The 12,029-nt window shown below is 59.1% G+C and carries 11 protein-coding genes; 3 read left to right on the top strand and 8 right to left on the bottom strand.

Going from position 1 to position 12,029, the window contains the following annotated elements; all coding sequences use genetic code 11:
- Positions 1–49: 49 nt before the first annotated feature.
- Together PMI18_RS20070 and PMI18_RS20065 are read left to right on the top strand one after the other, a co-directional pair.
- Positions 50–1,198 carry an efflux RND transporter periplasmic adaptor subunit gene (locus PMI18_RS20070; RefSeq protein WP_007898429.1) on the top strand — a complete coding sequence of 383 codons (1,149 nt, stop codon included), beginning with the start codon at positions 50–52 and terminating at the stop codon, positions 1,196–1,198.
- Between the two features lie 13 nt (positions 1,199–1,211).
- The gene (locus PMI18_RS20065; RefSeq protein ID WP_007898430.1) at positions 1,212–4,238 is read left to right on the top strand and encodes a multidrug efflux RND transporter permease subunit; all 3,027 of its coding nucleotides are present in this window, start codon (positions 1,212–1,214) and stop codon (positions 4,236–4,238) included.
- 202 nt (positions 4,239–4,440) lie between these two features.
- Here the strand turns inward: PMI18_RS20065 and PMI18_RS0129445 are convergent, their stop codons facing one another.
- From PMI18_RS0129445 to colR, 5 genes are all read right to left on the bottom strand, one after another.
- A complete protein-coding gene (locus tag PMI18_RS0129445; RefSeq protein ID WP_026331876.1) occupies positions 4,441–4,668 on the bottom strand; it encodes a hypothetical protein in 228 nt (75 codons plus the stop codon).
- Positions 4,669–4,670: 2 nt separating this feature from the next.
- A complete protein-coding gene (locus PMI18_RS20060) occupies positions 4,671–5,384 on the bottom strand; it encodes a lipopolysaccharide kinase InaA family protein (RefSeq protein WP_007898431.1) in 714 nt (237 codons plus the stop codon).
- A gap of 4 nt (positions 5,385–5,388) precedes the next feature.
- Positions 5,389–6,057: a class I SAM-dependent methyltransferase gene (locus tag PMI18_RS20055; protein ID WP_007898432.1), complete on the bottom strand. Its 669-nt coding sequence runs from the start codon at positions 6,055–6,057 to the stop codon at positions 5,389–5,391.
- A 139-nt stretch (positions 6,058–6,196) separates the two neighbouring features.
- A complete protein-coding gene (locus PMI18_RS20050; RefSeq protein ID WP_007898433.1) occupies positions 6,197–7,477 on the bottom strand; it encodes a sensor histidine kinase in 1,281 nt (426 codons plus the stop codon).
- Positions 7,467–8,150, bottom strand: coding sequence for a two-component system response regulator ColR (colR, locus tag PMI18_RS20045; protein WP_007898434.1), 684 nt, complete (start codon positions 8,148–8,150; stop codon positions 7,467–7,469). The genes PMI18_RS20050 and colR overlap by 11 nt, the downstream gene beginning before the upstream one ends.
- 217 nt (positions 8,151–8,367) lie before the next feature.
- Here colR and PMI18_RS20040 point away from each other — a divergent pair, with 217 nt between their 5' ends.
- On the top strand, positions 8,368–9,111 hold the full coding sequence (locus PMI18_RS20040) for a phosphatase PAP2 family protein (RefSeq protein WP_007898437.1): 744 nt from the start codon (positions 8,368–8,370) through the stop codon (positions 9,109–9,111).
- Between the two features lie 193 nt (positions 9,112–9,304).
- On the opposite strand, the gene groL is transcribed toward PMI18_RS20040, so the two are convergent.
- From groL to PMI18_RS20025, 3 genes are all read right to left on the bottom strand, one after another.
- Positions 9,305–10,948 (bottom strand): chaperonin GroEL, encoded by a 1,644-nt coding sequence (gene groL / locus PMI18_RS20035; RefSeq protein WP_007898438.1) that lies wholly within the window; start codon positions 10,946–10,948, stop codon positions 9,305–9,307.
- Positions 10,949–10,997: 49 nt separating this feature from the next.
- Positions 10,998–11,291, bottom strand: coding sequence for a co-chaperone GroES (locus PMI18_RS20030; RefSeq protein WP_007898444.1), 294 nt, complete (start codon positions 11,289–11,291; stop codon positions 10,998–11,000).
- A 247-nt stretch (positions 11,292–11,538) separates the two neighbouring features.
- Complete coding sequence (locus tag PMI18_RS20025) at positions 11,539–12,015, bottom strand: FxsA family protein (RefSeq protein WP_007898445.1); 477 nt, start codon at positions 12,013–12,015, stop codon at positions 11,539–11,541.
- Between the last annotated feature and the right edge of the window lie 14 nt (positions 12,016–12,029).

Here is a 12,029-nt window from a genome sequence, read left to right on the forward strand (position 1 = left end):
AGTAATGTTCCCGCCTGTCTCACCTGATTTTCTCCAAGGAAATGGAAATATGCTGCGTCGCCGCATGCTGATCATGTTGGGTGTTGTCCTGCTAATCGTGCTGGTCCTGGCCGGTTACAAAGCCTTCTCCATCTACACGATGATGCAAGGCTTCTCCGCGCCGAAACCACCGATAAGTGTCGCCGTGGCCACCGCCACCGAACGTCCGTGGCAAAGCCGTTTGCCAACGGTCGGCACCCTCACGGCGCTGCAAGGGGTCGACCTGAGCCTGGAGATCGCCGGCACCGTCAAAGAGGTGCAGTTCGAGTCGGGACAGAAGGTCAAGGCCGGTCAGCCGATCCTGCAACTCGACACCGCCGTTGAAACGGCCCTGCTGGCAACCGCTCAAGCCGACCTGGGACTGGCGCAACTGGATTACGGTCGCGGCAGCCAATTGGTGGGCAGCCAGGCCATTTCCAAAGGCGAGTTCGACCGACTCTCGGCGGTGTTGCAAAAGAGCCGTGCCACCGTCAATCAGCTCAAGGCGGCACTGGAGAGAAAACGCATCCTCGCCCCGTTCAGCGGGACCATCGGCATTCGTCAGGTAGACGTCGGCGACTACGTGGCCAGCGGCACGATGATCGCCACCCTGCAAGACATCAGCAGCCTCTACGTCGACTTCTTTGTGCCCGAACAATCGGTGCCGAAAATCGCCCTCGGCCAACCGGTACAAGTCATTGTCTCGGCCTACCCGACAGAGAGTTTCCCCGGGACCATCAGTGCGATCAACCCGAAGGTCGAGAGCAGCACTCGCAACGTGCTGGTGCGCGCAACCCTGGCCAACCCCGATGACAAACTGCTGCCGGGGATGTTCGCCAGCCTGCAGGTGATGTTGCCTGATCCGCAGCCACGCATCGTCGTGCCGGAAAGCGCGATCACCTACACCCTTTATGGCAACTCGCTGTACGTCGTCGCGCAGAAAAAGGCCGAAGACGGCAGCCTCGAAAAAGACGACAAGGGCGAGCCGATCCTGATCGCCGAGCGGCGTTTCATCGAAACCGGCGAGCGCCGCGACGGGATGGTCATGATCACCAAAGGCGTGCAGAACGGCGAAAAAGTGGTCACGGGGGGCCAGATCAAACTGGACCACGGCGCACACATTGCCATCAGCGACGACAAGACCCTAGCCGAGAAGAGCAGTCAGCCGCGCGCTGACTGATCAAGGAATCCCCATGGCTTTTACCGACCCGTTCATCCGCCGCCCGGTGCTCGCCACCGTAGTCAGCCTGTTGATTGTGCTGCTGGGCTTCCAGGCCTGGAGCAAATTGCCGCTGCGCCAATACCCGCAAATGGAAAACGCCCTGATCACGGTGACCACCGCTTACCCCGGGGCTAACGCCGAAACCATCCAGGGTTACATCACCCAACCGATGCAGCAGAGCCTGGCCAGCGCCGAAGGCATCGACTACATGACCTCGGTCAGTCGCCAGAACTTCTCGGTGATCTCGATCTACGCGCGCATCGGTTCCAACAGCGACCGCTTGTTCACCGAGCTGCTGGCCAAGGCCAACGAGGTCAAGAACCAGCTGCCCCAGGACGCCGAAGACCCGGTGCTGAGCAAGGAAGCCGCCGACGCTTCGGCGCTGATGTACATCAGTTTCTTCAGCAAGGAGCTGAGCAATCCGCAGATCACCGATTACTTGTCGCGGGTTATCCAGCCGAAACTGGCGACCCTGCCGGGCATGGCCGAAGCCGAGATTCTCGGTAATCAGGTGTTCGCCATGCGCCTGTGGCTGGACCCGGTGAAACTCGCCGGTTATGGCCTGAGCGCCAGCGACGTGACCAACGCCGTGCGCCAGTACAACTTCCTCTCCGCCGCCGGCGAAGTGAAAGGCGAGTATGTGGTCACCAGCATCAACGCCAACACCGAACTCAAATCCGCCGAGGCCTTTGGCGCGATCCCGCTCAAGGTAGAGGGCGACAGTCGTGTACTGCTGCGGGACGTGGCGCGGGTCGAGATGGGCGCGGAGAACTACAACTCCGTCAGTTCCTTCGGCGGCACGCCCTCGGTGTACATCGGCATCAAGGCCACGCCAGGCGCCAACCCGCTGGATGTGATCAGGGAAGTGCGCAAGATCATGCCGGAGCTGGAAGCCCAGTTGCCGCCGAACCTGAAAGGTGAAATCGCCTACGATGCCACGCTGTTCATCCAGGCCTCCATCGACGAAGTGGTGAAAACCCTGTTCGAAGCGGTGCTGATCGTGATCGTGGTGGTGTTCCTGTTTCTCGGCGCCCTGCGCTCGGTGGTGATCCCGGTGGTCACCATTCCGCTGTCGATGATCGGCGTGATGTTCTTCATGCAGATGATGGGCTACTCGATCAATCTGCTGACCTTGCTGGCGATGGTATTGGCCATTGGGCTGGTGGTGGACGACGCCATCGTGGTGGTGGAAAACATTCATCGGCACATTGAAGAAGGCAAGACACCGCTGGATGCCGCGCTTGAAGGCGCTGCGGAAATCGCCATGCCAGTGGTGTCGATGACCATCACCCTGGCGGCGGTCTATGCGCCGATCGGCTTCCTGACCGGCCTGACGGGGGCGCTGTTCAAGGAGTTCGCCCTGACCCTGGCCGGGGCGGTGGTGATTTCCGGCGTCGTTGCCCTGACGCTGTCGCCGATGATGTGCGCCCTGCTGTTGCGCCACGATGAAAACCCTACCGGCCTGGCCCATCGCCTGGACGTGATCTTCGAAGGCCTTAAGCGCCGCTACCAGAGTGTGCTTCATGGCACCCTCAATACCCGGCCGGTGGTGCTGGTGTTCGCGGTGATCGTGCTGTGCCTGATTCCGGTGCTGCTCAAATTCACCCAGTCGGAGCTGGCGCCGGACGAAGACCAAGGCGTGATCTTCATGATGGCCAGCGCTCCGCAGACGGCCAACCTCGACTACCTGAACACCTACACCGACGAGTTCCTCACGATTTTCAAGGAGTTCCCCGAGTACTACTCCTCGTTCCAGATCAACGGCTTCAACGGCGTGCAATCGGGGATCGGCGGCTTCCTGCTCAAACCCTGGAACGAACGCGACCGGACCCAAATGCAGATCCTGCCCGAGGTTCAGGGCAAACTGGAGAGCATTTCCGGGCTGCAAATCTTCGGCTTCAACCTGCCGTCCTTGCCGGGCACCGGCGAAGGCTTGCCGTTTCAATTCGTGATCAACTCGGCCAACACCTATGAGTCGTTGCTGGAAGTGACGGACCGGGTTAAAAAAAGAGCGATGGAATCCGGCAAGTTCGCTTTCGTCGACGTTGACCTGGCCTTCGACAAACCCGAAGTCGTGGTGGATATCGATCGGGCCAAGGCTGCGCAGATGGGTGTATCGATGCAGGACCTGGGCGGCACACTCGCAACGTTGCTGGGTGAAGCAGAGATCAACCGTTTCACCATCGAAGGTCGCAGCTACAAAGTCATTGCCCAGGTGGAACGGCCCTTCCGGGATAACCCCGACTGGCTGAACCATTATTACGTCAAGAACGCCAAGGGCGAATTGCTGCCCCTGTCGACCCTGATCACCGTGACCGACCGGGCGCGACCGCGCCAGTTGAACCAGTTCCAGCAACTCAACTCGGCGATTCTTTCCGGGGTCCCGCTGGTCAGCATGGGTGAAGCCATCGACACCGTGCGCCAGATCGCTCGGGAAGAAGCGCCGGCGGGTTTTGCCGTCGACTATGCCGGGGCATCACGGCAATACATTCAGGAAGGCAGCGCGCTGTGGGTCACCTTTGCTCTGGCGCTGGCGATCATCTTCCTGGTGCTGGCAGCCCAGTTCGAAAGTTTCCGCGACCCACTGGTGATTCTGGTCACTGTGCCGCTGTCGATCTGCGGCGCGTTGATCCCGCTGTTCCTTGGCTGGTCGAGCATGAACATCTATACCCAAGTGGGATTGGTAACGTTGATCGGGCTGATCAGCAAGCACGGGATTCTGATCGTCGAGTTCGCCAACCAGCTGCGCAAGGAGAAGGGCCTGTCACCTCGCGAAGCGGTGGAGGAAGCGGCGGCCATTCGCCTGCGTCCGGTATTGATGACCACGGCGGCGATGGTGTTCGGCATGGTGCCGTTGATCATCGCCACGGGCGCGGGTGCCGTCAGCCGGTTCGACATCGGCACGGTGATCGCGACGGGGATGTCGATCGGGACGCTGTTCACCTTGTTCGTGTTGCCGTGCATCTACACGTTGCTGGCCAAGCCCGATAAACCTTGACGTCAAAAGATCGCAGCCTTCGGCAGCTCCATGATCGTTCCCACGCTCTGCGTGGGAATGCAGCCCGGGACGCTCCGCGTCCCATCCAAAGCCGAACGCGGAGCGTCCGCAGAGGCATTCCCACGCAGAGCGTGGGAACGATCGACGTCAAAAAGCAAAAGGCCTCGCAACTGCGAGGCCTTTTATTTGGGCTTCAATCTGTTCAACTCTGTGGCCTCAGTCCTTGAGAAAGTCCGAACATGAAGAGTAACAAGTCATGATCGGGTTGAGTGGCCACGGGTGCTTTGGCAACCCGGGGCAACGGACAATGCGCGTCACCGTGCACGGAGCTGAGGACTTGAGTGCGGGGCTGCTCCCAGGCCGCCACCGCCAATGAAGCAACTGCCAAGGCTCCGGCTAAAAACAAACCTCGTGCAATTTCGAGTTTCATTGCTATAAGCCTTTGATAGCGCTGCCAAACGCCGTTTCATAAAGATAGACGAGTTTTTTCCAGTCTGTATCGCTGAACGACGAGTGGCGACGCAGTTGTTTCAGGTCATGGCCCGCCGCTTGACGGGCGGTCAAACGCTGCCGACATTTCTCCAGATCGATCAAGGCAGTTTCGACCTTGGCTGACTCGCCCTCGCCGGTGACCCGCACGAATACGTGCTTGATGTAGAGGCAGCTGTGCTGCCAACGGCCCTTGTGCATGCGGGCCAGGTTGTCGGCCAGATCCTTTAACACGCGATCGTGCACCGCTTCACCGAAACGCTCGCGGCCGCCACCCGCGTACCAGTGTTGGATTTCTTCGAAGCCATCCAGAGACTTGGTAACCAGCAATGCGCGCCATTTATGCACGGGATCGCGCTGTGCCCCACAGAAAACGATTTCCGGAACACGAACGTCGAGCAGGCGCAGGCCGATGAGCGCATCGCGCTCGCGCAGCACTGTCGGCCGGCCGAACGGGTGTAACCCGCTGCGATAGATATGCCCGGTTTGACGCTTGGTGTAGAGCAGCTGTCCATCACTGCCCATGACGCGCTGCACGCCACTTTCTCCACCACGACGGACATTGGGTTCTTCTACCCATTCACCGCGCAGGTTCCAGAAATAGTCGAAGCGGTCCTGAGAAGCAATTTCCGTTTGTGCTGCACACTGCACTGCCATCTTGTTACCTCTTGCGTAATACGTAGACCCGCCACATGGCGTAGAGCGGTAAAAAATCCAGTTGCTCCTGGATACGGAAACCCGCCTGCTCGAATTCTTTTTCAACCGTGGCAGCCGGTAACACAAACCGATTTTGGTAACCCTCCTGCCCACGCTTTTTCTCGGCGCGCTTGCGTTTCCAGGCCTTGAAGTTGCCGTCCACCCACAACGAAACAATCACGCTGTCGCGGGTGACGCGCTCGAATTCGCGCAGGATGGCCAGTCGATGTTCGGCTTCACCGATGTGATGGAGCAAGCGCATACAGAAAATGCTGTCGACGGCGTTATCGGGTAAGGCAATGTCGAATGCAGAAGTGTGCAAGGGTTGTACCCGTTTTACCACGTCGGCGGGTTGCGCCTGCATGGCCGTCTTCAACATGGACTCCGAGTTGTCGGCCCCGATGATGACACGGTTGTGTTTTTCCGCCAGCAGCGGCCAGAAACGCCCCGCTCCGCACGGTAAATCGAGGAGCAATCCTGGCTCACCGGCCAGCGTCAGCGCTTTTCGCGCCAATTGTTCGTCACGCCAGTGGGACAGTCGGCGACCAAGACCTGTCTGATGTTTGCGCAAATACTTCTGGGCGTGTTGATCGTCGTACTTTTCGGAAAAATCGAGTTTGATCGGGCCAGCCATCACTGCAGTCTCCTGAACTTCTGATGACCACCACCTTAGGTAGCGCGGTGTCAGTGTCAGGTCGTGCATTTGTGAAAAATTTGTCATGTAAAACCCGGAATTATTTCAGGGTTTTACAGAGCCGAATTTCGTTTTTCCATCAGATCCGGGAAGGGCTCAAATCCACCTCAAAACGGCAGCCATTGGGTTCCATGTTCGTCAAGCGGACGCTCCACCCCTGGTTCTCACAAATCCGCTGCACCAACGACAGTCCCAGCCCTAGCCCCTCGCCACGTTTCTCGTTGCCGCGCACGAAAGGCTCGAACATCGCCTCACGTTTTTCCTCGGGAATACCCACTCCACTGTCCTCGACCACGAACCCCGTATCCGTCAGCGCCAAACGGATAAACCCGTGCTCGGTGTAATGCAGCGCATTACGCAACAGGTTACCCATCACCGCATGCAGCAGGGTCGCGTTATAGCGGGTGTCCGGCGGATTGCCCGGCTCAACGTTCAGCGTCAGGCCCTTGGCTTCGATCGGCTCGCGCCATTGAGAAAGTAGCCCGTCGGCCACTTGGCTCAGGGTCTGCTGGGGGGCCATGCTGGCGTCTTCATGTTGAGCACGAGCCAGCATGAGGAAGGTTTGCACCAGCTCGCGCATCTCGGCACACGCACGGGCGATGCGCTCTACCTGGGCGCGCCCGCGCTGATCGATACCGGGGTTTTCCAGCAACAGCTCACAGGAACTGGCCAACACCATCAACGGCGTGCGTAGCTCGTGGCTGACGTCACTGGTGAACAATCGCTCACGGGTCAATGCTTGACGCAAACGCCCAAGGGTGGCGTCGAAGGCCACGGCCAGTTCGCCCACTTCATCGGCGGCATAATCCGGCGCCAATGGCGGCGCCAGGCCCAGCAATTGATCGCGATGACGCACCTGACGGGCCAGTCGCACCACCGGCGCCATAACCTTGCGCGCCAACACCCAGCCCAGAAATACCGCCAATGCCAGGCTCAGCACGAAACCCACCAGCACCACGGCAAACAACACCCGCTCACGCTCTTCGAAATCGCTCTGGTCCTGCATCAGCACGTAACGCCGACCGTCAACGACTTCGACCATCGCGTGATATGACAGCTGCTCGCGAAAGACTTCATGAAAGCCTGAATCCAGGTGCCGCAAATCCTTGGGTAATTCGAAGTCGCCCGGGCCGCCGCTGAAATAGAACAGTTGGTCCGGCTCGGGGCGGTGGCTCCAGTCCGACACGCTGTCCATCAGCAACAGGCGTTGCAAATCGCCGCCCAGACCTGCCGAAATCAGCTTCTCTTCCACCAGGTGCACAGTCGCCACAATGCCCATGGCGAAGGCTCCCGCCACCAGCGCGCTCATCAACGCAAAGGCGATGATGATCCGCTGAGAAAGGCTCTGCTTAAACTCCATCACGGCCCTCGGCCAAGCGATAACCGACGCCATGCACCGTGTGCAGCAAGGGCTTGTCGAACGGCTTGTCGATCACCTGGCGCAGTTGATGGACGTGGCTGCGCAGGCTGTCGCTGTCCGGGCAGTCATCGCCCCACAGGGCTTCTTCGAGGACCTCGCGGCGTAACACATGGGGGCTTTTCTGCATCAATACGGCCAGCAACTTCAGGCCCACCGGGTTGAGTTTCAGCAGACGGCCTTCGCGCGTCACTTCCAGGGTATCGAGGTCGTAGCTCAGATCGCCGACCTGCAAGGTACGGCGACCGCCCCCTTGGGCACGGCGCATGACCGCCTCGATCCGCGCGGCCAGTTCGGACAGGGCAAAGGGTTTGATCAGATAGTCGTCAGCACCGGATTTGAAGCCTTGTAAACGATCATCCAGTTGATCGCGGGCAGTGAGCATGATCACTGGCGTGTCGCGGCGGGCATCCTCGCGCAGGCGTTTGCACAGGGTGTAGCCATCGATGCCGGGCAGCATGATGTCGAGCACGATCAAGTCGTAATGCTCGGTGGCAGCCAGGTGCAGGCCTGACAGACCGTCCTGGGCGCAATCCACGGTGTAACCCTTGAGCCCCAGATAATCGGCCAGGTTGGCCAGGATATCGCGGTTGTCTTCAACCAATAGAATTCGCATCGGCACCTCCTCCGTACACAGTAACGGCTGTCTTGGCGCGCAGCTTAAGGCCAAGTGTGGCTCAGGGATAGGGCGGCGTGCAGGGGTTAAATCCGACAAAAAAACCTGAAACGGCCTTAACAACTTTTTCACCATCGATTCACAGGCTGACGACAGAGGCGTGTTCAGACTTCCGCGGTTGCGCTCTTCAGAACATTTCACTCACCAAGGAATTGCCATGGCTTCGACCGCTGCCCGCCCCGCTTCCAGGCCATTGAATATATGGCTATGCCTGGGAGTGCCCGCCATTGCGGCGATCACCCTGCTGTTGCTCGAACTGACGTCCCTGGACATGGACCTTGCCAAGCGGTTCTATGACCCGGTGGCAGGCGAGTTCATCGGACGGCACAGCTACTTCCTGGAAAACATCCTGCATGACCGGGCCAAGCAAGTGGTCATCGCCTTTTCGGTGTTCTCCATTCTGGGCTTCGTCGGCTCCTTTTTCATGGAAAGGCTCAAACCGTTCAAACGTGAACTGGGTTGCCTGGTGTTGTCTCTGGCACTGGCAACCTCGTTCGTCACCCCGGTCAAAGCAGTGACGGCCGTGCAATGCCCATGGAGCCTGGAGCAATTCGGCGGGCACGAAACCTACAGCGAACTGCTCAGCCCTCGCCCGCACACCGACAAGCCAGGCCGCTGCTGGCCCGGTGGTCATGCGGCGACTGGCTTCACATTGTTTGCGCTGTTCTTCGTGTTGCGCGACCGTCGCCCGCGGCTGGCGCGCAAAGCCTTTGTCTTCGCCTTCGCGTTGGGTTCGGTGTTTTCCATCAGCCGGATGATGCAGGGGGCACACTTCTTTTCGCACAACGTGTGGACGGCGATTTTCTGCTGGTTGATTTGTTTGGGAGCGTATTACTACATTCTTTATCGACCGGCGTCCGAGGCTGAGCGAGTAGACAGCGCGGAACCTGTCAACGTCTGATCTGACGCCTTCGCGGGCAAGCCTCGCTCCTACAGGTTCATGGCGTGCGCGGGTATTGCGTCCGACTCAATACCTGTAGGAGCGAGGCTTGCCCGCGAAGGGGCCCTCATGAACAACACACCTTTGTGACGGGCAATAAAAAACCCCGCCGGCTTAATGCCGGCGGGGTTTTTATGTACGGGGTAAGGCTGGCTTACATCATGCCGCCCATGCCGCCCATACCGCCCATGTCTGGCATACCGCCGCCAGCTGGTGCGTCGTCCTTGATCTCGGCGATCATGGCTTCGGTGGTGATCATCAGGCTGGCAATCGACGAAGCCGCTTGCAGAGCCGAACGAGTCACTTTAGCCGGGTCCAGGATACCCATTTCGATCATGTCGCCGTATTCGCCGGTCGCAGCGTTGTAACCGAAGTTACCCGAACCCTGCTTGACCTTGTCGACGACTACGCTTGGCTCGTCGCCGGAGTTGGCAACGATCTGACGCAGTGGCGCTTCAACAGCGCGACGCAGCAACTGGATGCCAACGTTCTGGTCATCGTTGTCGCCTTTCAGCTCGGAGATAGCCTGCAGAGCGCGAACCAGTGCCACGCCACCGCCAGGTACCACGCCTTCTTCAACGGCTGCACGGGTAGCGTGCAGGGCGTCTTCAACGCGGGCTTTCTTCTCTTTCATTTCAACTTCGGAACCGGCGCCAACCTTGATCACTGCAACGCCGCCGGACAGCTTGGCCAGGCGCTCTTGCAGTTTTTCACGGTCGTAGTCGGACGAAGTGTCAGCCACTTGTTGACGGATCTGGGTCACGCGAGCCTGGATGTCAGCCTCAACGCCGGCACCGTCGATCACGGTGGTGTTTTCTTTGGACAGGATCACGCGCTTGGCATTACCCAGGTGTTCCAGGGTAGTGCTTTCCAGGCTCAGACCGATCTCTTCGGAGATAACGGTACCGCCAGTCAGAACAGCGATGTCCTGCAGCATGGCCTTGCGACGGTCGCCGAAGCCTGGAGCCTTGACGGCTGCGACTTTAACGATGCCACGCATGTTGTTCACAACCAGAGTCGCCAGGGCTTCGCCTTCAACGTCTTCGGCCACGATCAGCAGTGGACGGCCGGCTTTGGCAACGGCTTCCAGTACTGGCAGCATTTCGCGGATGTTGGAGATCTTTTTGTCGACCAGCAGGATCAGCGGACCATCCAGCTCGGCGGTCATGGTCTCTGGCTTGTTGACGAAGTACGGGGACAGGTAGCCACGGTCGAACTGCATGCCTTCAACAACCGACAGTTCGTTTTCCAGGCCCGAGCCTTCTTCAACGGTGATCACGCCTTCTTTACCGACTTTTTCCATGGCTTCGGCAATGATGTCGCCGATGGAGCTGTCGGAGTTGGCCGAGATGGTGCCGACCTGAGCGATGGCCTTGGTGTCAGCGCAAGGCTTGGACAGGGCTTTCAATTCTTTGACGATCGCGATGGTCGCTTTGTCGATACCGCGCTTCAGGTCCATCGGGTTCATGCCGGCAGCGACGGCTTTCAGGCCTTCGTTGACGATCGATTGAGCCAGAACGGTAGCGGTGGTGGTGCCGTCGCCTGCGTCATCGTTGGCACGGGAGGCAACGTCTTTGACCAGCTGCGCGCCCATGTTTTCGAAGCGATCTTTCAGCTCGATTTCTTTGGCAACGGAAACGCCGTCCTTGGTGATGGTCGGAGCGCCGAAGCTCTTCTCGATGATCACGTTACGGCCTTTAGGGCCCAGGGTCGCTTTTACTGCGTCAGCCAGGACGTTGACACCGGCGAGCATTTTCTTGCGGGCGGAATCGCCGAATTTAACTTCTTTAGCAGCCATGATCGATATTCCTTAAATACTTTGTAGTAGCGGGAAAATGAGCGGGGAATCAGCCTTCGATAACGGCGAGGATTTCGCTCTCGCCAATTACCAGCAGGTCTTCGCCGTCAACTTTCACAGTGTTGCTGCCGGAGTAAGGGCCGAACACAACCTTGTCACCCACTTTCACGGCCAGCGCACGCACTTCACCGTTGTCCAGTGCTTTGCCTGGGCCTACGGCGAGGACTTCACCCTGGTTTGGCTTTTCAGCAGCCGAACCTGGCAGGACGATACCGCCAGCGGTTTTCTTTTCTTCTTCGCTGCGACGGACGACGACGCGGTCATGCAGAGGACGAAGCTTCATTGTCGATCTCTCCTAATTGTGGTTTTCATCGGCCGGTGTATTCCCGGCGGGTTTAACAAATCCGGCGGTGCCGGGTGCGGTTCGTCAAGCGAACCGCGGAAGTCTGTCTGGCGCAATTGCCAGAAACCTTGCGGTGACCGTTACATAAGGGCGCACAAGCTTATTTCAAGGGCGGGGAGCGAAATTTTTTTACGTCGAGGCCCTGAAAACCAACACGGCACCCGAAGGTGCCGTGTCGATGGAAGTGTTACTTGGAATCGCGGTGTTCGAACTCGCCTTCGATCACATTGGGCTCACGGCCCAATGGCTGCTGCGGAGCAGGACCGCCCCGTGGCTGGAGGTCATCGGCGAACGCACGCTGACGCATCGCTTGTTCCTCGGCGCGCCGACGCATTTTGTTGGCCAGCAGTCGGCGAGAGATCGGCAGCAACATGATCAGGCCCAGCACGTCGGTGACGAAGCCCGGCAGAATCAACAGACCGCCCGCCAGGGCCAGCATCAGGCCTTCGAGCATGGTCTGGGCCGGCAGCTCGCCGCGGTTCAGGCTTTCACGGGCGCGCAGCGCAGTAGCAAGACCGGCGACACGCAGCACGAACACGCCGAGCATCGAGCCGAGAATGACCAGCAGCAGGGCCGGGAAAAACCCGATCGCCCCGCTAACCTTGACGAATACGAACAGCTCCAACACCGGGAACAGTACAAAGAGCAATAAAAAAGGGCGCATCAAATGGTTCCTCA

This window comes from Pseudomonas sp. GM102, from assembly GCF_000282555.1.
Taxonomy (GTDB): domain Bacteria; phylum Pseudomonadota; class Gammaproteobacteria; order Pseudomonadales; family Pseudomonadaceae; genus Aquipseudomonas.